Consider the following 26,600-nt stretch of genomic DNA (forward strand, 5'->3'; position numbering starts at 1 on the left):
CACGGCGCGCCTCGGAGCGCGCGCGGCTCTGCGCGTCTGGATGCTCCATGCCTCTGCTCATCCCTGTCCTCGCTCTGGCGATCTTCGCCCAGGGCACCAGCGAGTTCATGCTCGCCGGTCTTCTGCTCCCCCTCGCCGCCGACCTCGGTGTCGATCCGTCGACCGCAGCCCTGCTTACCTCCGCCTTCGCGGTGGGCATGGTCATGGGTGCGCCGCTGATGGCCGTGTTCGCCAGCCGCTGGCGTCCGCGGCAGACCCTCGTGCTGCTCCTCGTGATCTTCATCGCCGCGCACGTGATCGGTGCGGTGGCCTCGTCGTTCCCGCTGCTGCTCCTCACCCGAGTGCTCGCCGCCCTGGCGAACGCCGGTTTCCTGGCGATCGCTCTGGCCACCGTGCGGGGAATCGTCGCACCGGCCCAGACGACCAGGGCTGTCGCCGTGCTGCTCGCGGGCACCACGCTCGCCACGATCGTCGGCGTGCCGGCCGGTGCGATGCTCGCGAACGCCTTCGGGTGGCGCTCGACGTTCTGGGCCGTGGTGCTGCTCTGCCTCCCTGCCGTCGTCGCGCTGCTCCTCGACCGCACGCTCGGCACCGTCCCGCGCTCGCCGCAGATCGACGTGCGCACCGAGGTCGCCGAGCTTCGTCGCCGCCCGGTTCTCGTGGCCGTGGTGCTCGCCGTGCTCGTCAACGCCGCGACCTTCGGGGTGTTCACGTTCCTCGCCGTCATCGGAGCGGATGCCGGGGTCGGAGCCTCGTGGATCCCGCTGCTTCTTGCGGTGTTCGGGGTCGGTGCCTTCCTCGGGGTGGCGGCCACCGGGCGCTGGGCGGCGCGCCGACCGCGCACGTGGATCGTCGTCGGTGCCGCGGCCACGACCGTCGTCTGGGGAGTGTGCGGCCTCGCCGTCGCGTCGATTCCGGTCGTGTTCGTCGGTGCGCTGATCGGCGGGATGCTGTCGTTCGCGGTCGGCTCGGCGCTGATCGCACGCATCGTCGGTGAGGCCGAGGGAGCACCGGTGCTCGGCGGCGCCTACGCCACGGCGGCGCTGAACCTCGGCGCAGTCGGCGGTCCGGTGCTCGCCGGCATCGGGTACTCGGGCGTCGGTGCGCCGGGCGTGCTGTTCGTCGCGACGGGGATCACCGCCGTCGGGGTGATGCTCACGCCGTTGCTGCGACGATGATCGCCCCGTACCGCGATGGATGCGAAAGACTGGAGGCATGACTTCGCCTGTGCTCGACTCGCTCCTCGCCCGCATCGTCGAGAGCGGGCTGCTCGAAGACCCGATCGCCGAGAACGGTCTCGTGTACGGACGGGCGAGCATCGATGCGGCCGGCACCGTGGTGAACGTGAACATCGATCCGGAGCTCGACGAGCACGGCGAAGATGTCGACCATGAGGCACTGATCGGGGCGGTCTCGCGCATCCTCTCGGTCGGGGAGTCCCGGTGGCGGGCCATCGTCGACGAGGTCGCCACCGACATCGATGACGCCGTCGACGACGAGCCCGTGATCGAGCAGATCGACCTGCGCGACGACCTCGAGGCCACGTCGGTCGTCGTCTTCGCGGATGCCGTGCTGCTCGCGTTCCTCGCCCCAAAGCAGTTCCCGGAGTCGCGGATCCTGGTGCAGCTCGACGAGGAGCTCGAGGTCGACGGTGTCGAGGTGCGCGAGCTCGACGGCACCGAGACCATCGACTTCGACACCCTCGACGAGCTGCTCGACGAGATCAGCCGCGCCGACGAGAGTTGAGTTGTCGCGAGTTCAGGCGGTCCCGCCGGATCAGGCGATTGAGCCGAGAATTTGCCTGATTCGGCGCGATCGCCTGACGTGCGCGGTCGCCTGAGTGGCGACAGGCCGCGGAGGGATGGGAAAGGGAACGGATGAGCAGCAGCGCGGGCTCCGTCTCGCCCCCGGAATCTCGCCGGCCGGGACGGGGGAGCATCCTGCTGTCCGTGCTGGGCTCGGCGGTGGTCGGATGCGTGGTGGCCTGGTGGATCACGGTGGCGCAGCGGGTGCCCGTGCTGTCCGACGCGGACCTGGCGGACGTGCGGTTCGGGTTCCCGCTGCCCTGGATCACGCAGGACCATTCGTCGAACCCGTTCGCGGCGTATCCGGCCGACGTCGCCCTGCGGCTCACCGGTCGCACCGGCATCCCCTATCCGACCACCTACGACTGGCTGCCGTTCATCGGCGATGCGCTGATCTGGGGCGCCGCGGCCTGGGCGCTCGGGATGCTCGTTCTTCCGGCGGTGGTTCGCACGATGCGCGCGAGGTCAGAACCGTGAGCTGTTCGACCGAGCTCGCATTCTGCGCGTACGAGACTCGAACCCGCATCTCGTGAGGCACATCGCCGGGCGGAGAACTCCGCGTCGGGCGGAGGAATACGCCTGGATCCTCCGCCCGACGGCGAGTTCTCCGCCCGACGCGGCGGCGCCTACAACCACTTCTTGTAGCGGAAGACCCCGTACAGCGCCACGGCGAACGCGGCCATCGCACCGATCGCCATCGGATAGCCGAAGGCCCAGTGCAGCTCGGGCATCACGTCGAAGTTCATGCCGTAGACCGTGCCGACCAGCGTCGGCGCGAAGATGATCGCCGCCCAGGAGGAGATCTTCTTGATCTCGTCGTTCTGTGCGAGCCCGGCCTCGGTCTGACGGCGGGCGACGAGTGCGGAGTGCACGGTCAGCGCGTTCTCGAGGATCGCCCGGAACGAGTCGACCCGCTCGTTGACGCGGATCGTGTGGTCGAGCACATCGCGCAGGGAGCGCTGCAGCTCCTCGTCGATGCGGTACTTCTCCGACCCGCGACGCAGCCACTCCAGCATCCCGTTCAGCGGGTGCACGGCCCGCTGGAAGTTGATGACCTCGCGGGAGAGCTCGTAGATGCGGCGGGAGAGCGCGCTGTCGTCATCGCCGTCGCCGAAGAGCTGGTCCTCGATCTCGTCGATGTCGTTCAGCAGGCCCGCGACGATCGGCTCGTACCCGTCGACGACCTCATCGAGGATCGCGTAGAGCACCGCCTCGGGGCCCATCGCGAGCAGTTCGGGGTTGGCCTCCATGCGCATCCGCACCGCGGCGAGGTTCGGCGACTCGGCGTGGCGGATCGTCACCACGAAGTCGGGGCCGACGAACAGGTGCAGCTCACCGAACTCGATCGACTCCTCCTTGTCGCGGTAGCGCGCCGGACGCAGCACGGCGAAGAGCGTGTCGCCGTAGCGCTCCACCTTCGAGCGCTGGTGCCCGGAGAGCGCGTCCTCGACGGCGAGCGGGTGCAGGTCGAACTCACGGGCGACCGACGCGACCTCTTCGGGGCTGGGTCGATACAGGCCGATCCAGGCGATGCCGCCGGCGGCATCCAGCATCCGGTAGGTCTCGTCCAGGTTCTTGGGGGTCTCCACGCGACGTCCGTGGACGTACACGCCGTTGTCGATGAGCGCCATGATTCGGCTCCGTTCTCGCAGGTGCACGGCAGCGGAGAGCTCCGTGCGCGGATTCGTCAGGGGGCGGATGACGCCGCCGACGGCTGCGGGAAGGACGTGCGAGAGCGGACCGGAAAGGTCAACGCATCAGTGCAGGGAGTCTCGACGCAGCGAGGGCGGCGTCGTAACTATCACCGGACATCGCCATCACCGCCTTTCGGGACTCTGCGGGCCGAGCGACCCAAGGGGTCAGCATACTCCTGCCGCCTGGGAGGAGGTGTACGGGCGATGGCCTGCGGCTCGGGCGCGGGCTGGTGGCACGGTCATCCGAGAACCGTCAGATAGGTGTCGTACCAGGAGGCGGCGATCTTCGTCGCCGTATGAGCGAGGGGCACGCGGACGGGGGTGCTGAAGGTCCCTGCGGTGTTGCCGACTCCGGCGCCACCGGTGTCGTTCAGCCCCGCGAAGTAGACAGCGCCCGTGTTGAGGAGGAACAGGGTCGTGTCGTTGGCCATGGCGACGTCGGTGACCACGCTGCCGGCGGGCATCGCCACCGCGGTCAACGTCGTGCCCGGCGTAGCGGAGCTGCCGATGCCCTGTGAGCTGCTGGTGTTCGCGCCGAGGGCGTAGACCGAGCCGTCGGTCATGATGACGAGCATCCGATACTGCCGGACGATGACCTTCGCGGCGGTCTTGCCCGCAGGCAGCGCTTTCTCCACGAGGTAGAACGTGCCGCTGCCGCCGTACGCCGCCGTGCCCGCGGTGAACAGTCGGCCGTCTTCGGTGACCACGGCCGACGAATGCCAGCCGATCCCCCCGGAGACGACCCCCGTGATCGGCGTGCTCGGCGCGGTGAGCATGACCAGCCCCGTCGAGCCGGCCGCGGCGCTGACCGCGCTCCCCTGCGCGGAGTATCCGTAGCTGTCGGCGCCGGCGACCATGGCCTGCCCGTTCTCCAGCACCATGAGGACCGCTCCGTAGGGGTTGACCTCCGCGGAGAGGGCGCCGGACGGCATCGTGTAGTTGTCGCTCACGCGCTGCCAGTAACGGGTGTTCGTGTAGCCCGTGCCGAAGCCGCTGAGCTCGTTGTCGCCCGTGGCCCAGACTCCGCCCGACGCGTCGACGGCGGTGGAGGAGAGCTGGTCGGTGCCGGTGCCGATGTAGGTGATGCCGCCGAGCTGGGTGCCCGGTCCGGTGAGTGCCGCGACGACGGTCGACCGACTCGTGGTGGTGCCGTCGCCGATGATGCCGGAGGCGTTGTAGCCACGCCCCCACAGGTTTCCGTTCTGGTCGGAGTAGAGCAGTGTCGAATAGCTGGAGCCGATCGCCGTGGCCCCGGTGATGGAGAGGTTGTCCCACAGGGGCACGGCGCTGGTGCGCGCCACGCTCAGGTCATCCGAGCCGGTCTGCCCCTGCGCCGCGTAGCCCCACGCCACGAGCGGCACCGAGGTGACCGGCTGGGCCGACAGGATCGTGAAGGCTCGCGGGGACTCCACCCGCACCGGGCCCTGCGCGGGTTCCGAGCGGTTGCCGACCACGCGGAACTCCACCGTCCCGGTGGCGCTCGTGGTGAAGGTGCCTTCGCTGAGATCTGCGAACGGGCCCGACTCGAACGCGAGGCCGTCGGGGAGCACGATCGTCACCGCGGTGTTCGGCACGAGGGCGTTGGTGGTGATGTCGCGGACGGTCACGGTGTAGATCGGCGTGCGTCGACGGTCCTGCAACGATGGGGGCAGCGACGACGTGGCCGAGGTGCCGACCGGGATGACGCGGGAGATCGGCGGCGTCGTGGCGATCAGGCCCGTCAGGGTGAGCGTGTGTCCGAGATCGCAGGTCGCCGAGCCTCGCCCTCCGTCGAGGGTGCCGACGGCCACGGTCCGCGACGCGGGCGCCGATCGCCACTCGGTGCCCGCCCGCGTCGACACCGCGACCCCCACGCTCGCCCCCGCGAGCGGCCCCAGCGCCCCTTCGAGTTCTGTTGCGGTCACCGTGACCGTGTAGGTGTACAGCCCGGCGGCCGGCCCCGTCACCTGGATGCGATCGGTGGGAGCCTCGAAGCTCGCCCCCGCGCCGACTGCGAATGTCGCCAGCATCCGTGCGGGATCGTCGAGCTCGGAGGTCCACACGATGGTGACGCCGCTCATCGCCCCGTTCGTCCCCTCGTTCTCCGTCGTGCAGGCCGTGATCGTGGGAATGTCGAGCGTGCCCGCCTCGACCGGTCCCTCGGCGTATTGGGCGTCGAGCCACGCGGCCTCCGTCGTGCTGAGGAGGGCATCACCGCCGACGCCCGCGGGAGCGACGGAGACCGTCAGCGCGGCGAGACAGGCCGCGGTGAGCAGGACGAGGAGTCGACGGAGCGCCTTCATTCCGTCCTCCCCGGGACCGTGCGGCGGCGGGCGAGCAGGGCGATCCCGATTCCGACGAGCACCGCAGCGGGGGCGGCCAGCATCACGAAGCCGGAGCCACCGGTCGGCGGAAGCTCCGACTCACCGTCGATGCCGGTGTCGACGGTGTCTCCGGCGGCGGTCGCTCGCACTGTGACGGATGCTCCGGCCGCGGCGGCCTCGGGCGTCTCGGGTTGCGCGGTGAGAGCGACCTGCACGTGGACCACCGCCGGCGTCGTGGCCGTGTCGAGTGGCTGCCACAGGCCGTCGGGAAGCAGGGGTCCTTCGGGGCGGAGCACCCGCTCACCGGAAGCGCACGTCCCGTCGGATAGCCATGGTTCGGCGCAGGCGCGCACCTCGGCCCGCAGCCCGAACCGCGCATCGCCCGTCGACGAGAGGGCGAGCGCCAGTTCCCCGTCCGGAGGCGCCGCCGACGCATCCACATCGAGGTGCCAGAGGAGGGGGTCGAGCGGGTCCAGCCCCTGGACGCCGGCGCCGGCGAGGTCGGAGCGGACGACGAGGTAGTCGGACGTCGTCGCGGCATCGGCCGACGAAGGAGTGAGTGTGGCGCCCATGGCGGACGCCGTGACGATGAGCACGGTCGCCAGCGCGCCCCGACCCGCGGAGACCTGCGTCGCGGTCTCCTCCGGCGGGGGCATCGGGCCGGGTGGCGCATCATCGTCGTCGGGCCGTGTCGTCTCCCGCCGCGGCCAGAACGCCCACGCGACGAGGAACGCGGTGCCGAGGGTGAGCGAGCCGAGCACCCAGGGGTTGCCGAACTGCGCGATCACGGGCGCGAGATTCGGCACCGATCCGCGCACGATCCGCGCCTCGGTGATCGTGTAGCTCGTCGGGTCGTCCACCGGGTTGGCGTCGCCGCGCATCGTCAGCACGCGTTCGGCCGGCCCCGCGCCATCGCGGACGCTCGTGACCCGGTGGGTGATGGGCAGTGTGCCCGCGCGGTCGACCGTGACCACGTCGCCGACGACGATGTCGGATGCGGGGACCCGCTGGACCAGCGCGACCGAACCCGCGGGGATCGTGGGCGACATGGAACCGGTCTTGAACATCATCAGCGAGTAGCCACCCGTGAACGCCAGGACGGCGAACACGATGCATGCGGCCCCGCCGATCGCGGCCATGGCGAGCACCACGTCCCGGACGAGGCGGCTCGTCCGGGCGGCACCGCGTGCGAAGGAGGTCATCCCGTGCTCCCCGTGATGACCCAGGTGGGAGTGAGGGCGACACCCTGCGTGATCGCCGGCGCATCGATCGGCAGGGTCAGGACGATGCAGTACGTCACCGTGGAGCCGCCGGCGGCTGCGACCTGCTGGGCCGGAAGAACCGGGATCTGCGTGAGACCGGTGACCTCGACTCCCGGAGTGCTCGCGGTGCACTCGGGTGGGGTCGGATCCGTCGACGACGTCACCGAGGCGCGCACGAGCAGCGCGTCCCGCAGCGCCGCCTCGGGACTGCCGGCGGCCGGGTCCACCGAGAGCGCGACGCCGCTCAGGCTGACGCTTCCATCCACCGACCCCGTGCCCTGCACCTGCACCCACGCCGCCGCACTGTCACCCGGGTAGAGAGGTGCGAGCGTCCAGCTCAGCGCAGCGGGATCGGCCTCGGGATGCGTCGCGAACGCGCCATCGTCGGTGCGGGATGCCAGGGCGAAGCTCCCCGCAGCGAACGGCGACCGAGCGATCTCACTGTCGGACCAGGATGCGAGGGTGCCGGCCGAGCCGACGCCCAGGAGCAAGGCGCAGGCGAGCAGGGCCTGGACACGCGTGAGCGCTGTCCGGCCTCGGTCGCGCGTGCGCCGAGCCACGATCCGGTCGTCCGGTTACTGGGAGACCGCGTCCCACTGCCAGAGCGCGGTGCCGGTGTCACCCTGAGCGATCGCCGCGCCCGCCGTGACCTGCAGGCACAGGTACACGATGTCGCCCGGATCCATGGTGGCGGGGACAGCGGTGCCGGCGGCGAAGGCCGCGGCGTCACAGCCGAAGGCCGCCGTCGAAACCGCGCCGAAGGTCAGCTGGCCGGCGAGATCTCCGGTCACCACCGGCGCCACGGCCGTCAGTCCGGCCGGCGACGTGCTCGCCGCAGTCAGCTGGAGCGCGAAGGGCGCGTAGACGACGTCATCCGGTGAGAGGTTGTCGAAGCCCGTGCTGAACGTCAGTGTGGCCGCGTCGCCCTCCACCGCATGATCCGCCCACGTGGCGCCATCGGTCGAGCCTTGGAATTCGAATGTTCCTGCCGCGAAGTCGCTCGTCGCGAACTCCGAGTCATTCCACGCGGCGAGTGTCAGCGCGGAACCCACGCCGACGACGAGCCCACCGGCGAGGACGGCGAAGATCTTCCTTCGGGTCTGAGCAGAGCGCTCCGATCCCGTCAAAGCAGTGCGAACCATGATTCCTCCTGGTCATCCTGCTCCCCCGCGTGAAGCATAGCCATCGGCGGGAGCCCGCATAAGGGGTCGTTCGTGCGGGGCGGCGCCCGATTAGTACCCCCGCCACCGACGGGCGATCACCGGAGGCGAGCTCGCGCTCCCGGCATGCGTCTCAGGGAACGATCGAGTCGATGTAGCCGCCGTCGACCCGCACGGCGGCGCCGGTCGTCGCGGAAGCGAGAGGAGATGCCAGGTAGACGACCATGTTCGCGATCTCCTCGGGCTCGATCAGCCGCTGCAGCAGCGACTGCGGGCGGTGCAGGCGCATGAACTCGCGCTGCGCCTCGTCCCACGGCAGCGTCGGGTCGACCAGCTCGTACACGAAGTCCTCGACGCCGCCGGTGTGGGTCGGGCCGGCCAGCACCGAGTTGACGGTGACCCCCGTGCCCGCCGCCTCCTTGGCGAAGCCGCGGGACACCGCGAGAAGGGCCGTCTTCGACATTCCGTAGTGGATCATCTCGGCGGGGATCACCACGGCCGAGTCGCTGGCGATGTCGAGTACCCGGCCCCAGCCGCGCTCGGTCATGCCCGGCAGCGTCGCGCGGATGAGGCGGACCGCGGCCAGGACGTTGACGTCGAAGTATCGCCGCCACTCGTCGTCGGTGATGTCGAGTGCGGGCGTCGCGCCGAAGATCCCCAGGTTGTTGACGAGGATGTCGACATCGCCGGTCGCGGCCAGCACCGCATCCGCTCCTGCCTGGTCGGTGACGTCTCCCGCTGCGGCGACGAGATCCCGTGCAGAATTCTCCTGCTGCAGCTCGGTGATGACGGAGGCGACCGTTTCGGGCTTGCGGCCGTTGACCGCCACGCGTGCGCCCGCGTCGGCGAGTGCCGCGGCGATCGCCCGCCCGATGCCCTGCGTGGAGCCGGTGACGAGTGCGGTCCTGCCCGTGAGATCGATGCGCATGGTGTTCCCTCCGTGATGGATGCTGCCAGCTGGTGCAACGGTGGTCGCAGCGATTTCATGCCCGAGGCGTCCGGCATTCGCGGGGGAAACGAGTGTGGACGAAAGTAAAACGTTAGCTGGTCAAATGTCGTATAGGATGGATGTGTCGTTGCTCGGAGCGGACTGGGGAAGCTGTCCGAGCGCAGACGTGGGCCGCGATCCCTTCGCTGCCGCGCGTCACTGGCCGCGGCGAGAGCCGCCTATTCTCGGTGCGCCTCCCCCTCCCGCACCGGGCAGCGCCCCCCGACGTGGAACCCGAGGGTCCACGTCGGGGGGATGTGTCGTCCACCCGATCCTGACGCGGCGTTTCGTCGGCCTCTCGTTCGGCAACGTGTAACATTTCACTCAACTCTGCCGGGCAGGTGCGAGGAATGGATTGCGAGGCGTCTCCATGGACGACGAAACGGATCGGGCGACACGGCTCCGACTCGGACTGCGATGGCTCGTCGGCGGCGCCGCGAGCGCCATGATCTTGATCGTCGCGTGGTTCGCCTACGGTGCGGCCATCGATTCGCCCGTGACCATGACGGCCGCGGCCGGGGTCTTCGCGGCTGTCCTGGCCGCCGGGAGCAGTTGGCACGCGGCACTGCGGACGCAGCTCGATCTGATCGCAGCGGAGGCCGAACCGCTCGCGGACGCCTCCCGCCCGCTGTACGGATCACGCTGAAGCCGGCGCCCGGGTCGCGCCGGAAGCGGCGTCTCCGGGGATGTGGCGTCAGGCGAGGAGGGCGGTCGCGTTATCGGACGTGATCGCTCGCAGCGCGGAGGGTGAAAGCGCAGAGGCCGCGAGCTGCAGCGCCGTGGCCTCCGGGGCCTGCACGGGGAAGGCGCTGCCGAACATCCAGCGCTCCGGGTCGCCACCGAGGCCGTCGGCGACAGCCGTGGGGCCGTTGACGTGCCACAGGTCGAGCCGCAGCCATTCGGGCGCAGCGTCACCGAGGTGCCGGTTCAGCGTGATCCAGTCCGCGCGGTTCAGCCCGCTCAGCAGCAGTGGATGAGCGGGGCTCTCGCGCACGAGGTCGGCGATCCGGTGCAGCTCGAGGTCGACGGCGGGGGAGAGCGGATGCCGCACCCGGGCATCGTCGAGCCGGGCGATCAGCTGCAGGGGCAACCCGCGGTCGGCGCACACCTCGAGCACGGGGCGCACGGCAGAGACCTCGTATCGGTGGAAACCGGGAGCGACGCGCACGCCGCGCGCACCGGCGGCCACGGCATCGTCGAGCTCCTCGCGCCACGTCGGGTCACGCGGATCGATGGTCGCGAACACCCGGAACAGCGGGTCGTCGGCACACGCCGCGAGCGCGGCCTCGTTGCCGGTGCGCGTGTCGAAGCCGAAGAGCGATGCCAGATGCGAGACCCAGACCGAGTGCAGGCCGAGGCGGTCGGCGTGGGCGCGCAGGGCGTCAGCATCCGCGGCGGCGGAGAGCCGGTACGGCCACTGCCCGAGGAAGCACGTGGTGTCGGTGGCGCCGAGGTCGGCGAACGCGCGAAGCATCCGTCGGGCCTGCACGGTCATGCCGCGACCTCCGCGAGCCAGCGGGCCACCGTGGCGCCGAAGACCCGCTCTTCCGCCTCGGGGTCGAGCCCCGCGCCGAGCACCTTGCCGACGTTGGCCGCGAGGTCGATGTGGGGCAGGTCGGAGCCGAAGACCACCCTATTAGGGCCGAGCCGCTCGACGGCCAGCGCCACCTCGCCGGCACCGATGATCGTGCCCGAGGTGTCGACCGCCACGTTGGCGCACGAGCGCACCGTGTTCACCGCCGACTCGGGCTGACCTCCCAGATGCGCCATCAGGAAGCGCACGTCGGGGTGGCGGCGGGCGGCGGCCGCGATGTGCTCGGCCGTGGACTCGTAGGGGAAGCGGTCGACGGTCTTGCGCCACGCATGGGCGAGCACGATCAGGCGGTGCTCGGCGGCGTACTCGAGGATCGGGTCGCTGAGCGGATCGTCGGCCAGCGTCGCGATCCAGAGCTTGATGCCGATCATGCCCCGGTCCTCGATGTTGCGGCGCAGATCGTCGAGGCTGTCGCGACCGAACCGCGGATTGACGTAGCAGTAGCCGCGCAGCCGGTCGGGGTATCGGCGGAGTTCGCCGGCCAGCACGGTGTTCATCTCGCGCACCTCGTCGAGGCTCGGGTGGGCTTGGAAGCCTCCGAGGTTGCTGCACAGGAACAGCTCGATGCCGAGGCGGTCGCCGGCGTCGAACACCGCAGGATCGAAACGGCCCTCGTCGAGGTGCGTGTGGGCGTCGATGCCGGTCATGCCATCGCCTCACTGACGGCGACCGCGGCCCGGCGCAGCGTCTCGTCGATGTCGGCCTCGGTGTGTGCGGCATTGACGTACACGACCCGATAGAAGGAGAGCCCGTGGCGGAAGGCCGCCCGCAGGAACGCCTGGATCTGGGCGTCGGCGCCGACGAGCTGCGGGCACGCCGGGTGCCCGACGAGTCGGATGTCGGAGCCGGCCTCAGCGAACACCGAGTTCATGCCGTTCTGCAGTCGGGCACCGGAGGCGAGCAGTCGCGCGATCACGTCGCGGTCGCGGATGGCGGTCATCGTGGCGGTGGCGGCTGCGAGCGACAGGGTCTCGCCGCCGTAGGTCGAGGTCACGACCACCTCGCCGCGGTCGAGCACGCCGAGCACCTCCCGGCGCCCGCAGTAGACCGCGAGGGGCATCCCGTTCGCGATGCCCTTGCCGAACACCGACAGGTCGGGGAGGACACCGGTCGCCTCGGCCATGCCGCCGAGCGCCACCCGGAAGCCGGTGACCATCTCGTCGTAGGCCACCAGGGCGCCGTGCCGGTCGGCGAGGTCGCGCAGGTAGCGGTAGAAGCCGGCCGCCTCGGGGATGTCGGGGTAGTCGGCGGCGACGAGGATGACCGCGATCTCCGAACCGCGGGTGAGGAACAGGCGGTCCAGGGTGGCGCGATCTTCCCAGTCCACCGCGTGGTGCAGCGCAGCGAGGGCGGCCGGCACGCCGGGCACAGCATCCGTCGTCGCACCGGGCAGCACGCGGGCGCCCGCGGCGAGCGAGTTGAGCCAGCCGTTGTAGCCGATCTGCACGACACGGTCGCGACCGGTGTGCGCACGAGCGATGCGGATGATCGCGGCCAGCGCTTCGCCGCCGGTCTTCAGGAAGCGCGCGGCCTCGGCGCCGGGCACGAGGGAGCAGAACAGTTCGGCCGTGGTCGTCTCGAGCGGATGCGGGTGGCCGAACAGGATGCCGTCGTCGAGCTGGGCGCGGATCGCGGCGTCGACCGTCGGATCCGCATACCCGAGGGTCACGGGCCCGAGAGCGCAGCGGTAGTCGATGAACTCGCGGCCGCGGTCGTCCCACACCCGGCATCCGCGTCCGCGGACGATGACCTCGGGCTCCTCCGGCAGCAGCGTCGGCGCCTTGGAGTTGGTGCTCGACCCGACCGGGATCACGGCCAACGCGCGCTGCCGCCATCCGGTGGTGGTGTGCGCGGTGTGCATGCCTGGCCTCTCTGCCGTTCGGATCCTGCGGGTGTGGTGTCTAGGCGAGAGTGACGACCTCGCCGGCGCGGGCGGCGGAGAGCTGGGCGGCCTTCGCGATCTCGACCGTGCGGATGCCGACACCGGCATCGGGCTGCGGCTGCCGTCCCTCGCGCAGGGCGCGGACGAACTCGTCGAGCAGCAGCGCATCGAGGTCGGCCCCGACGGGACTCCACGTCTCGCCGAGCGCATCGTGGCCGGCCACGCCCTTCGCGAAGGGGCTGACCGTGACGGTGCCGCGCTCGGCCACGACCTGCAGCGTGAGGCCGCCCCAGGTCGCCGAGCTCATCGGCCAGCTCCAGGAGCAGTCGATCGTGGCGATCACACCGCTCGGGTACTGGATGGTGACGAGTCCGCCGGTCTCGACCGCGAGCTCGCGCTGCGCGTGCAGGATGCTGTTCGACACCGCCCGCACGGACTGCGCCCGCTCACCCAGCAGTTCATCGAGCAGGTCGGCGCAGTGCACGACGTGGTCGACGAGTGCGCCACCGCCCGCCAGCTCGGGGTCGGTGAACCAGGCCCGATCCTGCGGGAGCTTGCCATTGTTGATGCCGGTGACGCCGAGGACCTTGCCGAGCCGGCCGCTGCGCAGCTCGGCGATCGCGTCGCGCACGCCCGGGGCGAAGCGCACCGGGTACGCGACCATCAGGATCACGCCGGCCTTCTCGCAGGCCTCGCGCATCGCGATCGCGTCGTCGACGGTCGTGGCCAGCGGCTTCTCGCACAGCACGTGCACCCCCGCGGCGGCCGCGCGCTCGACGAGGGCACGGTGCCGGGAGTTCTCGGCGGCGATCACGACGGCATCCGGCTTCCAGGCGAAGGCCTCGTCGTATGTGTCGACATACGCGACGTTCAGCTCGGCGGCCAGTGCGGCACCGCGGGGGGCGTCGTCGGGCGCCGTGGCGCCGTCGGGGTCGGTGGCGATCAGCTCGATGCCGGGCATCTGCTTCAGGGCATGCACGTAGCTCAGGGCGTGGGTGTGCGCGAACGACAGCACGGCGATGCGCAGCGGCTTGGGGGCGGTCATCGGACGGCCTCCTCGGCCTCGGAGCGGTCGGGGGCGGGGGCCACGAAGGGCAGCGCGACGGGGGCGCCGGCGGCGATCGAGGCGTAGGCGGCCTCGGCGACCGCGACGGCTTCGATGCCGTCGGCCGGGCTGACCCTGGCGTCGCGGCCTTCGCGCAGCGCGGCCACGAAGTCGGCGATCTCGGCGTAGTACGGGCTCTCTTCCGGCGACATCGGCGGCAGGTAGTCGGTGGCTCCGGCATCGAGCACGGCATCCGTGCGCAGCGAGGCGTCTTCGGCACTGTCGTAGCGCAGTCGCCCCTCGGATCCCGCGACCTCGACGCTCGTGCGGAACGGCATGCCCGGCGCGACCCAGCTGGCGTGCAGATGGCTGATCACGCCGCTGCGGTGCGTCAGTACGACGTGCGCCGTGACGGGCGCGGGAACCCGGTCGTCGACGGTCGGCGGGTTCTGCACCGCGAAGACCGTGGCGACGGGGCCGGCGAACCAGACCGCCTGATCGATGTCGTGGATCATCAGATCGCGGATGACCCCGCCGCCCGTGCTCTCCGAGAAGAACCAGGGTGTCTGGGGAGCGGAGCCGGCGCGGCTGAACCGCTGCACGGCGAGTGTGCCGATGCGTCCGGCGTCGATGCCGGCCTTGATCTGCGCGTACTCGCCCATGTACCGCACGACGTGGGCGGGGAAAAGTCGCACACCGGCATCCTCGGCGGCTCGAGCGACCGTCGCCGCGGCCTCGGCGGTGGCGGCCAGCGGCTTCTCGCAGATGACGTCGCGCCCACGCCGGATGGCCCGCAGCGCGAAGTCGGCGTGGGTGCTGCTGGGGGTCACGATGTCGACGATGTCGACCAGCTCGATGAGCTCGTCGACGTCGGGGACGAGCGCGAAGCCGTACTCCTCGGCGATCTCCTCGGCGCCAGCGAGAGAGGTGACGTAGCCCTCGGCGCCCAGCGCCCGCCACGCGTCGGCGTGCACGCGGGAGATGCCGCCGGCTCCGATGAGTCCGACCTTCAACGTGCTCACTGCTTCTCCTCGGTGTTCTCGGCGGTCGTGTTCTCGGACGTGGCCGACTCAACCGGCAGGGGGGTGATCGGCGGGGCCGGCATGTCGTCGATGCCGTAGATCTCGGCGGCGTGCCGCTGGAAGGCATGCACCACCGCACCGTGCGCTGCGGCCTCGGCGCCCAGACGGGCCTCGGCGAGCGGCACCTGGAACGGCAGGCCGAGGTGTCCGGGGAGCGCGGCCCGCAGCGGGTCGAGCAGCTGCTCGTGCGCGGCGGAAAGGCCGCCGCCGATGACGATCATCGCCGGGTCGACCGTCATCGTCAGGGTAGCGATGCCGTGGGCGAGCTCGTCGATGAAGCCGTCGAGCTCCTGCTGGGCGGCGGCGTCTCCGCCGCGCGCCAGAGCGAAGACCTCGGCGGCGGTCGGGGCGGTGCGCCACGAGATCTGTCCGGTCTCGCTGTTGAGTCCGCGGAAGGCGAGGCGACCGATGTCGCCGGCGGCGTTGTGGATGCCGCGCCGCGGGCGACCGCCGAGGATGAGACCCATCGCGATGCGGTTGCCGACCGAGAGGTAGATGACGTCGTCGACGAGCTGTGCGACGCCGAGGTGGTGTTCCGCGACCGCGGCCAGGCGCACGCCGTTGTCGACCGCGACGGGGCATCCGAACGCCTGCCGCAGCTGCGAGCCGATGTCGATGCCCGACCACTCGGGGATGACGACCGAGGTGGTCACCCGCCCGGTGTCATCGACGATGCCGGGGAGCGAGACGCCGACCGCGCGCAGCTTCGACGCGGGGATCGCGACGTCGGACAGGGTACGGCGCACGTCGTCGATGACCGCGGCGAGCTTGGAGGCGCCGTCGGGCTGCTCGGCGACGCCGGGGTAGCTGCGCTGCACGATCACGGCTCCCGCGAGGTCGGCCAGCACGACGCGCACGCTGGCGACGCCGATGTCGACGCCGACGACGGTGCCGGCGGCGGCGTGGAACGAATAGCGGCGGGCAGGGCGGCCGGCTCCGCCGCCGTTCTGCGCCGGAGCATCGACGATCAGCCCGGAGTCGCCCAGGGCGGTCACGGCATTCTCGACCGACGTGCGCGAGATCTCGAGGGAGCGGGAGAGGTCGTTGACGGTCGCGGGGCCCGTGTCGCGCAGCTGCTGAGCCGACCGCGCGACGATCGAGCGCGGACTGTTCACGGCCATGTGCTGCCCCCTCTTCTTCTCCGTCGTCGGGTGCGATCAAATTAGCACACCGAATTCTCAGATCAAGCTTTGTTGTTTTCGAACGGGAAACACGCCTGAAACAAGCGCCTGAGAACTTGTACTTGACGAATTATCCCATCCCAGTGTCATAATGAACCGTACTCAGCACGGTTCAAGCAAAGGAGCACCATGCGCGTCAGCAAGTTCATCGGCGTCGCCGCGGGAGTCGCGGCCGCCACCCTGTTGGCCGGATGTTCGGCCGGCGGAGGCAACACCGCAGAGGGTGAGCAGGACATCACGGTCTGGCTCTACCCGGTCATCGCCGACGAGGCGGTGCACAAGGACTTCTGGGACTCGACGATCGCCGACTTCGAGAAGAAGAACGAGAACATCAACGTCGACTACGAGATCTTCCCGTGGGCCAACCGCGACGAGGCCCTGCAGACGGCTATCGCGGCCGGCAAGGGCCCTGATGTCGTCTACCTCATCCCCGACCAGCTCGCGGCGTACCAGAAGTCGATCGCGCCGCTCAACGACCTGCTGAGCGAGGAGCGTCAGGACGACCTGCTGCCCAACGTGAAGACCTCGGTCACCCTCGACGGCGACATCCTCGGAGCGCCGCTGCTCACCAGCGCCCAGCCCCTTCTGTGCAACGCGGCCGCGTTCGAGGCCGCCGGCGTCACCGAATACCCCGAGACCTGGGACGACATCGCCGAGATGGCCCCCAAGTTCACGGCGAAGGGCATGTACGCCCTCAACTACCCGGCATCCGCCGAGAACACCCTGAACCTCACCTATTACCCGCTGCTGTGGCAGGCCGGTGGCGAGGTCTACACGAAGGACGGCGACGTCGGCTTCGACAGCAAGGAAGGCGAGAAGGCGCTCACCTTCCTTACCGACCTGGCCGAGGCCGGAGCGCTCGACCCCGAGGCGCTCACCACCAACGTCCCGCTCGAGCAGACGGCCGTCGCTCAGGGCAAGGTCGCCTGCACCTGGAACAACGCGGTCCCCGAGGTCCTGCCCTTCTGGGGCGAGGAGAACGTCAAGGTCCTCGCACCGCTGACCGAGAAGGAGACCGTGGCCTACGGCACGGTCGGCTCGCTCTCGGTGCTCAAGGGCTCCAAGGCACAGGATGCCGCGGCGAAGTTCGCGGAGTACGCGACCGGCGCCGACGTCATCGAGCCGTACCTCAAGGCGGCCGGATTCTTCTCGGCGCTCAGCACCACCGAGCCGCTGTACGCGGACGACCCGCTGCTCGGCGAGGTCGAGAAGTACGTGCCCGACACCACGGTCGGCGAGCTCAACGCCTCGTCGCGTGCGCTCATGGGTGTGCTCGCACCCGAGATCCAGGCCGCCCTCCTCGGGGACAAGTCCCCGGAGGACGCGCTGAAGGATGCCGCGACCGCCGCAGCACCGCTCACCAAGAAGTAAGCAGCATCCGGGGGCGTGCAGAGCCCGAACTCCGCACGCCCCCGTTCCCTTCACTCCCCCACGTGAGGAATCACTGATGACGACGGCAACCACGGCGAAGAGGCCCGCAGGGCGGGTCGCACGGGTGCTCGCACGGCGAGAGGCGCGCATCGCGTTCCTGTTCGTGCTCCCTGCGTTCCTCCTCTTCATCGCCTTCCGCTTCGGCCCCAGCATCGTCGGCGTCGCCTTGAGCTTCTTCGACTACGACATCACCGGCGAGATCTCCTGGCGCGGGCTCGATCACTTCCAGCGCATGATCGCCGACCCGCTGTTCTGGCGGGCGATGGGCACCACGCTGATCTACACGGTGTTCGCGGTGCCGATCGCGCTCGTGCTCTCCACCGTGATGGCGCTCGGCGTGCGCCGCGCCTTCCGGGGTGCGCGCTTCTTCCGCTCGATCTTCTTCCTCCCCGTCATCACCTCGCTGGTGCTGGCCGGGTCGATCTTCGTCTGGATCTTCTCCGCCAACGGCCCCTGGTCGGCGCTGATGACCCCGCTGGGTCTCGGCGGATCCTGGCTGGGCAGCACCGTGCTCGTCATCCCGGCCATCGTCGTCGTGGGCGTCTGGTCGCGATTCGGCTACGGGATGATGATCCTCATCGCCGCGCTGCAGGACGTGCCGCGCGAGCTCGAAGAGGCGGCCCTGATGGACGGAGCAGGCGCCTGGCAGCGCTTCCGCTACGTCATCCTCCCGGTGCTGCGTCCGACCTTCTTCTTCCTCGCGGTGATCGAGACGACCGCCGCGTTCCAGGTGTTCGACGTCATCTACGTGATGACCCAGGGCGGACCCGCGAACGCCAGCTACTCGCTCGTGTACATGCTGTACGACCAGGGCTTCCGCTACTTCGACTACGGCTACGCGGCCGCCATCGGCGTGGCCCTGTTCATCATGACCCTCGTCGTCGCGCTCATCCAGCGCCTGGTGATCGGAAAGCAGAAATGACCGCTCTGTTGCAGCCGCCGACCCAGCCGCCGACGCAGTCGCCGGTGATGCCGCCGAAGCCGTCGACCAAGCAGCGCCGCGCGTACCGCGCACTCCAGCCCACCGGTTGGGGGATCGTCGGGCGATGGATCTGGCTGAGCCTGGCCGGCATCCTCAGCTTCTTCCCCTTCTACGCGATGGTCGTGCTGAGCCTGAAGCCGGGCATGGTCGTCGAGCTCCCCGGTTCGCTGCTGCCGTTCCAGGACATCTCGTTCGAGGCCTACGAGCAGGTGCTCGCCGGACAGAACATCCTCGGCTGGCTCGGCAACACTCTCATCTACTCGCTCGTCTCGGTCGTCGCGGTGCTGTTCCTCTCGGCGCTCGCGGGGTACGCCTTCGCCAAGAAGCGCTTCCGCGGCAAGGAGGTGATGTTCTGGTCGTTCCTCGCGATGGTCATGGTCCCGTTCCACGTCACCCTCATCCCGACGTTCATCCTCATGGCCAACCTCGGCGGCGTCGACACGTACTGGGGTCTGATCCTGCCGTCGCTCGCCAACGCGCAGGCCGTGTTCCTGATGCGGCAGTTCATCTCGGGTCTCCCCGACGAGCTGTTCGAGGCCGCCCGCATCGACGGCGCCGGCGAGTTCCGCATCTTCCTGCAGATCGTGCTGCCGCTGTGCAAGCCGATCCTCGCGACCCTCGGCATCTTCGTCTTCCTGTGGCACTGGAACGACTTCCTGTGGCCGCTCATCATCGCGAAGTCCAACGCGATGTTCACACTCACCGTCGGCATCTCGTCGCTGCAGCAGCAGAACGTCCCGCTGAGCACCATGCTCGCCGGATCCGTCGTGGCGCTGCTGCCCATCTTCCTCGCGTACCTCATCGCTCAGCGGTACGTGCAGGAGGGCGTGGCCGGTACGGGCATCAAGGGCTGAGAAGAAGGGAAAGCACCACATGACTCAGCACAGTTTCACCTCGGAAGCCGATCTCGAGGAGGCGCTCGCCACCCCGAGCGCCGGCTTGATCGACGACCTCTCGCGCGGGGCGGGCGACCTCGTGATCCTCGGTGCGGGCGGCAAGATGGGCCCGACCCTGGCGATGCTCGCGCGCCGCGGGATGGATGCCGCCGGCCGCCAGGACGACGCGGTCTACGCCGTCTCCCGCTTCGGCGACGCCGCGATCCGCGAGCGCCTCGAAGCCGCGGGGGTGAAGGTCGTCTCGTTCGACCTGATCGAGAACGATGACTTCGCGTCGCTGCCGGATGCCCCGAACGTGGTGTTCATGGTCGGCGCGAAGTTCGGCGCCGCGACCAACGCCTCCTGGGCGTGGGAGGTCAACGCCGCCCTGCCCGACCGCGTCGCCCGCCGCTACCGCGACAGCGCCATCTCGGTGCTCTCCACGGGCAACATCTACCCGTTCCTGCCCGCCTCGTCGGGCGGCGCATCCGAAGAGGTGCAGCCGGCGCCGATCGGCGAGTACGCGCAGTCGTGCCTCGGGCGCGAGCGGGTGTTCGAGTTCGGCGCCCAGGAGCGCGGCACCAAGGTCGCGATCATCCGCCTGAACTACGCCGTCGACCTGCGCTACGGGGTGCTCGCCGACATCGGCAGTGCCGTGCACGCGGGGCAGCCGGTCTCGGTCGCCACCGCCAACGTCAACGTGATCTGGCAGGGCTACGCGAACGAGGTCGTGCTGCGCAGCCTCGTGCATGCCTCGACCGACCCCTTCACGATCAACCTCACCGGTCCCGAGCTGCTGAGCGTCGAGTCGATCGCCCGCCGCTTCGGCACGCTGTTCGACCGCGAGGTCGAGATCGTCGACGAGCCGCAGCCGACCGCGCTGCTCAGCGACGCCCGCCGGTGCATGGCGCTGTTCGGCTACCCGGCGGTCTCCGCCGAGACCCTGATCGGCCTGCAGGCCGACTGGATCGAGAAGGAGCTGCCGATGATCGCCAAGCCGACCAAGTGGGCCGTGCGGGACGGGAAGTTCTGATGACGGAGTCCGCCGCACGCACCGCGACCGTGCCGTCGCTGCGCCCCGAGGCCGCCGCCACGCTGGCGCGCGGAGCGGTCATCCCGGCGCATCCGCTCGCGCTCACCGCCGACCGCGCGCTCGACGAGCGTCGTCAGCGCGCGCTCTCCCGGTACTACCTGGATGCCGGTGCCGGGGGCCTCGCCGTCGGCGTGCACACGACCCAGTTCGAGATCCGCGACCCGGAGCACGCGCTGTTCGAGCCGGTGCTCGCGCTCGCAGCCGAGGAGATGGACGCACGCGGCGACGCGAGCCTCGTGCGCATCGCCGGAGTGGCCGGCGACACCGCCCAGGCGGTGGCCGAGGCGGAGCTGGCCCGCTCGCTGGGCTACGACGCCGTGCTGGTGAGTCCCCGCGTCGCGGGCGCCGACGAGCGTGCCCTGCTCGAACGCGCCCGCGCCGTCGGCGAGGTGCTGCCGCTCGTCGGCTTCTACCTGCAGACCGCGATCGGCGGACCCGTGCTCGACCGCGACTTCTGGCGTGAGTTCGCGTCGATCCCGGCCGTCGTCGCCGTCAAGGCCGCGCCCTTCGACCGGTACCGCACCCTGGAGCTGGTGCGCGGCGTCGCCGCCTCCGGTCGCGCCGACGAGATCGCGCTCTACACCGGCAACGACGACGCGATCGTCGCCGACCTGCTCTCCGAGTTCCACGTGGAGTCGCCGTCGGGTCCGCGCACGCTGCGCTTCGTCGGCGGACTGCTCGGGCAGTGGGCGGTCGGCACGCGTGCTGCCGTCGCGCTGCTCGAACGCGCCCAGCGGGCGATGGCCGGCGACGCGGAGGCCTACCGCGAACTCGGGCTCGTCGCCTCCGACATGGTCGACGTCAACCAGGCCGTGTTCGACCCGGGCAACGACTTCCACGGGGTGATCGCCGGCGTGCACGAGATGCTCCGCCAGCAGGGCCTGCTCGACGGCACCTGGTGCCTCGACCCCGCAGAAGGGCTCTCGCCGGGGCAGGCCGAGGAGATCGCACGGGTGCGCCACGCCTACCCCGACCTGAACGACGACGCCTTCATCGCCGAGAACCTCGAGGCCTGGCTGGCATGAGTGCTGACACGAGCTCGGGCACGGGTGCGCCGGCCGTGGTCGCGGTCGTCTCCGCGGAGCTCTTCGCGGAGTTCTTCTCGGCGGAGGATGCGGGGCGGCTGCAGACGGTCGCGGACCGTCTCGGCGGATCGTTCGTCCGCGTAGATCGACTCGCCGATGCCGAACTCACCGAGGCGCGCATCGTCATCACGAGCTGGGGCGTCGGCCCGTTCGACACGGCGGTGCTCGCCTCGCTGCCGAAGCTCGAGCTCATCGCGCACACCGGCGCCACGATCAAGCCCTTCGCGACGGATGCGCTGTTCGACCTCGGTGTCGTCGTGACCCAGGCGGGTGCGGGCATGGCGCGGCCGGTCGCCGAGGTGTCGCTGACGTCCACGCTCGCACTGCTGCACCGGGTGCCCGAGATGCACAACGCCCTGCGCGGCGGCGACGGTTGGTACGACGCGGATGCCGTCGGCGTGCAGCGCGAGATCCTCGGCACGCCTATCGCCGTGATCGGGGCCTCGCGTACCGGACGCGCGTACCTCGAACTGATCCGTGCGCTCGGGGCCGAACCGCTGCTGGTCGACCCGACTCTCGATGCGGCGACCGCTGCCGTTCTCGGGGCCGAGCTGGTCACCCTCGACGAGGCACTGCAGCGCGCGCAGATCGTCGCCGTGCACGCGCCGACCCTGCCCGAGACCCATCACCTGATCGGCCGCCGTGAGCTCGCGCTCATGCGCGACGGCGCGGGGCTCGTGAACACGGCACGGTCGTGGCTGGTCGACGAGGCCGCGCTGATCGAGGAGGTGCGCAGCGGTCGGCTCAGCGCCGCGATCGACGTGTTCGACGAGGAGCCGTTCGCCGTCGACAGCCCGTTCCGCACGCTGCCCGGAGTGCTGGTCACTCCGCACCGGGCGGCCGGCACGAGCCAGGGACGACTGCGTCAGGGGCGGATCGTCGTCGACGAGGTCGAGGCCTTCGCCGCGGGGCGTCCGCTCGCGCACACCATCTCCCGCGACCAGCTGTCGTCGATGGCATGACCGGGTCGGCGCTGCGGGTGGCCTTCGCCGGACTCGCGCACTCGCACCCGTACACCGATGCCGCGAACGTCCGCGCGCTGGGCGCCGAGGTCGTCGGGGTGCACGATGCGGATGCGGTGGTGGCCGACGACTTCGCGGCACGGTTCGGCGGTGCGGCGGTGGACTCTGTCGGCGCCCTCGCCGCACTGCAGCCCGACTTCGTGATCGCGACACCGCGGCCGGATGAGACGGTCCCTTTCCTGGAGGTTCTCGGCGGTGGGGGCGCTCCCGTGTTCGTGAACAAGGTCATCGCGGCGACGGCGGCCCAGCTCGATGAGGTCGACCGCGCGCTCGCAGCATCCTCGGTGCCGGTCGGCACGAGTTCCGTCCTCCGTTTCGCCCCTGCGCTCGCCTCTCTTGCCGGGGAGATCGCGGTCGACGACGTCCTCGCGCTCCGGGTGCACGCCCAGCACGACAACGCGGCGTTCCAGTTGCCGGGCCGCTCCTGGCAGGACGACCCGCAGCGTGGCGGGGGCACCGCCGTGACGGTCGGCGTGCACGCCTGGGAGATGGTCGACGTGCTGCTGCCGGGAGCTGACGTCGTCTCGAGGTCCGGCTGGACGCGCACGAGCGGCGGATCCGCCACTGCGTCAGAGGATGCCGCCGGCGTCGACGGTCTGCTGCGCGTGCCCGGGGCGCATCGCGAGGTGCCGGTGCAGGTGCTCGTCACCGGGGCGCCCGGCGCGGATGCGTACGCGGTGGACGTGGTGATGGCCGCCGGCATCCGATCCGTCTCGCTCGGTGTCGATGACGGTGCCGATGGTGAGGGCGTGAACGCGACGCTGGGTTTCCTCGGCCTGATCCGTGCACTGCTCGACGCGGCGGCACAGCGCGCGACCGCGGCTCCCTGGAGCGAGGCACGGGGCGTCGTGGCGAACACCGTCCGTGCCGCCGAGATCGCTCGAGGTGTCTCGTGAGCGCGGCGACGATCCGTGTGGCCCGCGCCGCCGACCAGCAGGCACTCGCCGCGCTGTGGGCGACAGTGTTCACTCCGCCGCTCGCCCCCGACCAGTGGCTCGTCGACGACGAGCGGCTCGCGCACACGCTGGTGGCCGAAGACGGCGACGGTCTGTGCGGGTCGATCTACGGACTGCCCAAGCGGCTGCGGGAAGCCGACGGCGGGATCGCCGAGGTGCACGCCATCGGCAGCGTCGCGGTCGCCGAGCGGGCCCGGGGTCAGGGGCTCGCACGTCAGTTGGTCGCCGCGACGCTGCAGGCGGGTCGCGACGCCGACTGGGCGCTGCTGTTCACCGGAACCCCCGAGGTGTATCGCTCCAGCGGGTTCGAGACGTTCTCGATGGCGCGCACCCTGGCCGGACCCTGGCGCGCTCCCGCTCCTGATCCCGGTCCCGTCGAGGCCGATGGTCGCGTCGAGCGGGAGACCGTCGGGCTCGGGAGTCTCCGCCCGCTGCGCGAGATCTACGAGCGTTCGCGCGACGGCAGGGTCGTGCTCGCCCCGGTGCGCGGCGATCGCGACTGGGCGATGGCGGAGGTGCGGATGAGCGGCGCCACCCTGTACCGGCGGGTCGAGGGATCGACGGTGGTCGGCTACGCGATCGCCGAGCGCCGTGGCGAGGTCGGCGTGCTCCTGGAGGGCGCGGTGCTTCTGGAGGCCGCCGTCGCGCGCGGTGAGCTGCTCGCCGCGGTCGCCGCGGACTGGGCTGCGGCCGGGGTGACCTCGTGCGAGCTCGCCGTGCCCGCCCTGCCGGAAGACGACCTCGCGATGAGCGATTTCGCGCCCGAGGCCGTGCGGCAGGACGACCGCACCGGGATGATCCGCCCGCTTCGGCGCGCGGCTCGATTGCACGGCATCCGCCACTTCACGGCGGGCGACTACTTCTGAGCATCCGCTCGGAGCACGGCACTGGGGACTGGGGATCAATCGGATGATGCGGCTCGGCCGGACGGCCGGACGCCTGACCGCGGTGATGACGCCGCACGGAAGGATGAGCATGACCCCGCAGGAGATGACCCAGACCGAAACCGCCGCGCTGCGCAGCAGGCGCATGCTGCTCGCCGGGTTCGGCGCCGCCGCGATCGGCGGAGTGGCGGCCGTCGGCATGCCCGCGGCCGCGCAGGCCGCAGGACCCGTGGCACCGCAGAGCTCGTCGGGCTCGGCGAACGTCGCCAACGGCGGCACCGCGACCGACCTCGCGAAGCGCAAGGGCAAAGACGGCGACCTCGTGCGCACGGTCGGGTACGCGGCGGCCGGAGACGGTGGCGACGGGCTGTACCGGTTCGTGAAGAAGGATGCCCCGAAGGCGAACGGCGGCACCGTGATCGCGGCCCCCAAGGGCGGTGCCTGGCTGCTCGTGCACGACGGGGTCGTCGACTTCCGCCTGTTCGGCGTGATGGACGCGAAGGTCAACGCCGATGATGCTCTCGACGCGATGGTGAACGATGCGAGCATCCATCGGATCGAGGCCCACAGCGACCTGAACTTCGTGCGCCGCCACAAGTTCTCGCGGTCGAACATCGCGTTCGACTTCGGTGGCCACCTCATGACGACGGTCGGCATCGAGAACGCCGGCAAGGACGACCCCTTCGCCGCGGTCATGTTCTTCCGCGGCGAGGTGACGGATGCCGTGCACGAGGCGCGGCTGAATGAGGTGGTCCCCGACCTCGGCGACGTCTTCCCGGTCGCCGACTCCTCGTTCTTCGCGGTCGGCGACTGGTACGCCGCCGAGGTGAACGCGTTGGCCGGCCGCTGGGAGCGCGAGCTGCAGCGGCTCGTGCAGGTCACGCAGATCGTCGACGGCACGCACATCCGCATCAATTACAAGAACGGCTGGCCGCTCGGCAAGGACCGCACGATGACGTGGCGCCGAGTGGTGCCGGTGCAGGACGTGACCGTTTCGAACCTGAAGTTCCTCGGCACGGGGAAGGACGAGTACACGGGCTCGCACCCGCTCGCCTTCGAGTACGCGGTGCGCTGCGACGTCGACCACATCGACGGCACGGGAACCTTCTGGCCGCTGATCCAGCGCCGGTGGAACACCTACTTTTCGACCGTCAGCTGCACGCTGAAGAACCCCACCTCGGTGACGTGGGGTGGCGCCGGCTACCTGACGCAGCAGATCTACTGCCTGTACGGGTACGTCGCCAACTGCCACACCGCCAACTCGCGGCACCTGAACGACTTCACCGCGAGCGCCTACTGCCTCGTCGAGAACTGCCACGGCGACGGCGACGACCAGGGTCCGTTCGTCACGCACGGCCAGTACGAGCACGACCTCACCTACACCGGCAACTCCGGGCTGATGACGTTTGCGAACTCGGGGGCGGCCTGGGGATCGGCGGCCAAGCGCATCACGGTGCGCAAGCACGTGTGCTCGTGGTTCGTCGCCCGCGTGCGCATCACCGACCTCACCCTCGAAGATGTGCAGGTGATCGGCAAGCCCTCGCTCGCCGGCTCCGGGATGCTGTGGATCAACGCCGACGGCGCGCAGCTGCGCGGGTGCACGGCATCCGACACGCTCGTGATCACGCAGGCATCCGACAACTCCGGTCGCCCGACCGTGATCGCCGACTCGCACTTCACGTTCGTCGCGCCGGGCGAGCTCACCAACGCCACCGTGAAGACCCCGGTCACTTTCGTCGACACCGTGCTCGACCGGGTCGGCGGCATGAAGATCGCGGGCTCGGGGGCGGTCACGTTCCGCGGTTCGACGCTGAACGCGGCGGATGACGCGGCGCCGATCGTCTCGTCGTCGGCGCAACTGCGGTTCGAGGGGTCGACGCTGCGCAACGCCCGCATCGCTGCGGCGCGGGCGGAGCGCCAGGTGGTCGAGATCGCGGGATCGGATGTGTCGATCAAGGGCGGAACCGGTGTATCCCGGACGGGCGACGGCGAGCTGCACCTGACGTTGTCGGACAGCAGCTTCCGCGCCGAGGGATCGTCGACCCATGTCGCGATCACGAAGGGTACGACGCACTACCGCGCGGTCGGCAACCGGTTCGAGGGCGGCGCGCTGGAGCTGGCGGATGCCGCGTTCGGCGGTTCTTCGACCCTGCTGCACACCGGCAACGTCGAGTCGGGCGTCACCCGCACGGCCTTCCCCGCCGAGGGCGACCGCGTGGTCGACACCGCCAACCTCGTGGTCTGAGTCGCGGAGCGCCGCCCGCGCCCCGCTGCGC

At 70.4% G+C, this 26,600-nt stretch carries 25 protein-coding genes; 13 read left to right on the forward strand and 12 right to left on the reverse strand.

The features are described 5' to 3' along the window. Positions 1 to 47: 47 nt before the first annotated feature. From DW298_RS07180 to DW298_RS07190, 3 genes are all read left to right on the forward strand, one after another. Positions 48 to 1,178, forward strand: a complete 1,131-nt coding sequence (locus DW298_RS07180) for an MFS transporter (RefSeq protein ID WP_136041764.1) — start codon at positions 48 to 50, stop codon at positions 1,176 to 1,178. Between the two features lie 37 nt (positions 1,179 to 1,215). Beyond that, positions 1,216 to 1,746 (forward strand): cytochrome C5, encoded by a 531-nt coding sequence (locus DW298_RS07185; RefSeq protein ID WP_136041765.1) that lies wholly within the window; start codon positions 1,216 to 1,218, stop codon positions 1,744 to 1,746. Between the two features lie 131 nt (positions 1,747 to 1,877). Next, the gene (locus tag DW298_RS07190) at positions 1,878 to 2,282 is read left to right on the forward strand and encodes a hypothetical protein (RefSeq protein WP_136041766.1); all 405 of its coding nucleotides are present in this window, start codon (positions 1,878 to 1,880) and stop codon (positions 2,280 to 2,282) included. A 149-nt stretch (positions 2,283 to 2,431) separates the two neighbouring features. On the opposite strand, the gene DW298_RS07195 is transcribed toward DW298_RS07190, so the two are convergent. The 6 genes from DW298_RS07195 to DW298_RS07220 all read right to left on the reverse strand — a co-directional run bounded on the left by DW298_RS07195 (position 2,432) and on the right by DW298_RS07220 (position 9,152). After that, positions 2,432 to 3,436 carry a magnesium and cobalt transport protein CorA gene (locus DW298_RS07195; protein WP_136041767.1) on the reverse strand — a complete coding sequence of 335 codons (1,005 nt, stop codon included), beginning with the start codon at positions 3,434 to 3,436 and terminating at the stop codon, positions 2,432 to 2,434. Positions 3,437 to 3,738: 302 nt separating this feature from the next. Continuing rightward, a complete protein-coding gene (locus DW298_RS07200) occupies positions 3,739 to 5,781 on the reverse strand; it encodes a hypothetical protein (protein WP_136041768.1) in 2,043 nt (680 codons plus the stop codon). Continuing rightward, positions 5,778 to 7,004 (reverse strand): hypothetical protein, encoded by a 1,227-nt coding sequence (locus DW298_RS19500; RefSeq protein WP_205820284.1) that lies wholly within the window; start codon positions 7,002 to 7,004, stop codon positions 5,778 to 5,780. Before DW298_RS19500 ends, DW298_RS07200 begins: the two co-directional genes overlap by 4 nt. Further along, positions 7,001 to 7,624 (reverse strand): SipW-dependent-type signal peptide-containing protein, encoded by a 624-nt coding sequence (locus tag DW298_RS07210; RefSeq protein WP_136041769.1) that lies wholly within the window; start codon positions 7,622 to 7,624, stop codon positions 7,001 to 7,003. The genes DW298_RS19500 and DW298_RS07210 overlap by 4 nt, the downstream gene beginning before the upstream one ends. Positions 7,625 to 7,639: 15 nt before the next feature. Then, positions 7,640 to 8,206 (reverse strand): SipW-dependent-type signal peptide-containing protein, encoded by a 567-nt coding sequence (locus tag DW298_RS07215; RefSeq protein ID WP_136041770.1) that lies wholly within the window; start codon positions 8,204 to 8,206, stop codon positions 7,640 to 7,642. Positions 8,207 to 8,357: 151 nt separating this feature from the next. Then, positions 8,358 to 9,152 (reverse strand): SDR family oxidoreductase, encoded by a 795-nt coding sequence (locus DW298_RS07220; RefSeq protein WP_136041771.1) that lies wholly within the window; start codon positions 9,150 to 9,152, stop codon positions 8,358 to 8,360. Between the two features lie 430 nt (positions 9,153 to 9,582). Between DW298_RS07220 and DW298_RS07225 the strand changes: the two genes are divergently transcribed. Beyond that, the gene (locus DW298_RS07225; RefSeq protein ID WP_136041772.1) at positions 9,583 to 9,858 is read left to right on the forward strand and encodes a hypothetical protein; all 276 of its coding nucleotides are present in this window, start codon (positions 9,583 to 9,585) and stop codon (positions 9,856 to 9,858) included. Positions 9,859 to 9,906: 48 nt separating this feature from the next. On the opposite strand, the gene DW298_RS07230 is transcribed toward DW298_RS07225, so the two are convergent. The 6 genes from DW298_RS07230 to DW298_RS07255 are packed head-to-tail and all read right to left on the reverse strand — an operon-like array spanning position 9,907 to position 15,936. Further along, positions 9,907 to 10,707: an amidohydrolase family protein gene (locus tag DW298_RS07230; RefSeq protein ID WP_136041773.1), complete on the reverse strand. Its 801-nt coding sequence runs from the start codon at positions 10,705 to 10,707 to the stop codon at positions 9,907 to 9,909. Next, positions 10,704 to 11,453 (reverse strand): amidohydrolase family protein, encoded by a 750-nt coding sequence (locus DW298_RS07235; RefSeq protein WP_136041774.1) that lies wholly within the window; start codon positions 11,451 to 11,453, stop codon positions 10,704 to 10,706. Before DW298_RS07235 ends, DW298_RS07230 begins: the two co-directional genes overlap by 4 nt. Further along, positions 11,450 to 12,667: an aminotransferase class III-fold pyridoxal phosphate-dependent enzyme gene (locus DW298_RS07240; protein WP_168429482.1), complete on the reverse strand. Its 1,218-nt coding sequence runs from the start codon at positions 12,665 to 12,667 to the stop codon at positions 11,450 to 11,452. Before DW298_RS07240 ends, DW298_RS07235 begins: the two co-directional genes overlap by 4 nt. Positions 12,668 to 12,707: 40 nt before the next feature. Beyond that, on the reverse strand, positions 12,708 to 13,733 hold the full coding sequence (locus DW298_RS07245; RefSeq protein ID WP_136041776.1) for a Gfo/Idh/MocA family oxidoreductase: 1,026 nt from the start codon (positions 13,731 to 13,733) through the stop codon (positions 12,708 to 12,710). Then, positions 13,730 to 14,755, reverse strand: a complete 1,026-nt coding sequence (locus DW298_RS07250) for a Gfo/Idh/MocA family oxidoreductase (protein ID WP_136041777.1) — start codon at positions 14,753 to 14,755, stop codon at positions 13,730 to 13,732. Before DW298_RS07250 ends, DW298_RS07245 begins: the two co-directional genes overlap by 4 nt. Next, complete coding sequence (locus DW298_RS07255; protein ID WP_136041778.1) at positions 14,752 to 15,936, reverse strand: ROK family protein; 1,185 nt, start codon at positions 15,934 to 15,936, stop codon at positions 14,752 to 14,754. Before DW298_RS07255 ends, DW298_RS07250 begins: the two co-directional genes overlap by 4 nt. 189 nt (positions 15,937 to 16,125) lie before the next feature. On the opposite strand from DW298_RS07255, the gene DW298_RS07260 reads away from it, so the two are divergent. The 9 genes from DW298_RS07260 to DW298_RS07300 all read left to right on the forward strand — a co-directional run bounded on the left by DW298_RS07260 (position 16,126) and on the right by DW298_RS07300 (position 26,569). After that, complete coding sequence (locus tag DW298_RS07260; RefSeq protein ID WP_136041779.1) at positions 16,126 to 17,367, forward strand: sugar ABC transporter substrate-binding protein; 1,242 nt, start codon at positions 16,126 to 16,128, stop codon at positions 17,365 to 17,367. Positions 17,368 to 17,443: 76 nt separating this feature from the next. Next, entirely contained in the window at positions 17,444 to 18,349 is a 906-nt protein-coding gene (locus DW298_RS07265; RefSeq protein ID WP_136041780.1) for a sugar ABC transporter permease, read from the forward strand. Then, the gene (locus tag DW298_RS07270) at positions 18,346 to 19,263 is read left to right on the forward strand and encodes a carbohydrate ABC transporter permease (RefSeq protein WP_136041781.1); all 918 of its coding nucleotides are present in this window, start codon (positions 18,346 to 18,348) and stop codon (positions 19,261 to 19,263) included. The genes DW298_RS07265 and DW298_RS07270 overlap by 4 nt, the downstream gene beginning before the upstream one ends. A 19-nt stretch (positions 19,264 to 19,282) precedes the next feature. Further along, the gene (locus tag DW298_RS07275; protein WP_136041782.1) at positions 19,283 to 20,317 is read left to right on the forward strand and encodes an epimerase; all 1,035 of its coding nucleotides are present in this window, start codon (positions 19,283 to 19,285) and stop codon (positions 20,315 to 20,317) included. Continuing rightward, positions 20,317 to 21,402 (forward strand): dihydrodipicolinate synthase family protein, encoded by a 1,086-nt coding sequence (locus DW298_RS07280; protein WP_136041783.1) that lies wholly within the window; start codon positions 20,317 to 20,319, stop codon positions 21,400 to 21,402. The genes DW298_RS07275 and DW298_RS07280 overlap by 1 nt, the downstream gene beginning before the upstream one ends. Further along, positions 21,399 to 22,424 (forward strand): hydroxyacid dehydrogenase, encoded by a 1,026-nt coding sequence (locus DW298_RS07285; protein ID WP_136041784.1) that lies wholly within the window; start codon positions 21,399 to 21,401, stop codon positions 22,422 to 22,424. Before DW298_RS07280 ends, DW298_RS07285 begins: the two co-directional genes overlap by 4 nt. Then, the gene (locus DW298_RS07290; protein ID WP_136041785.1) at positions 22,421 to 23,380 is read left to right on the forward strand and encodes a hypothetical protein; all 960 of its coding nucleotides are present in this window, start codon (positions 22,421 to 22,423) and stop codon (positions 23,378 to 23,380) included. Before DW298_RS07285 ends, DW298_RS07290 begins: the two co-directional genes overlap by 4 nt. Next, the gene (locus tag DW298_RS07295; protein WP_136041786.1) at positions 23,377 to 24,306 is read left to right on the forward strand and encodes a GNAT family N-acetyltransferase; all 930 of its coding nucleotides are present in this window, start codon (positions 23,377 to 23,379) and stop codon (positions 24,304 to 24,306) included. Before DW298_RS07290 ends, DW298_RS07295 begins: the two co-directional genes overlap by 4 nt. A 109-nt stretch (positions 24,307 to 24,415) precedes the next feature. Continuing rightward, positions 24,416 to 26,569: a peptidase C14 gene (locus tag DW298_RS07300; protein ID WP_240745047.1), complete on the forward strand. Its 2,154-nt coding sequence runs from the start codon at positions 24,416 to 24,418 to the stop codon at positions 26,567 to 26,569. Positions 26,570 to 26,600: the final 31 nt, after the last annotated feature.

The organism is Microbacterium sp. A20 (assembly GCF_004794515.1).
Lineage (GTDB): Bacteria > Actinomycetota > Actinomycetes > Actinomycetales > Microbacteriaceae > Microbacterium.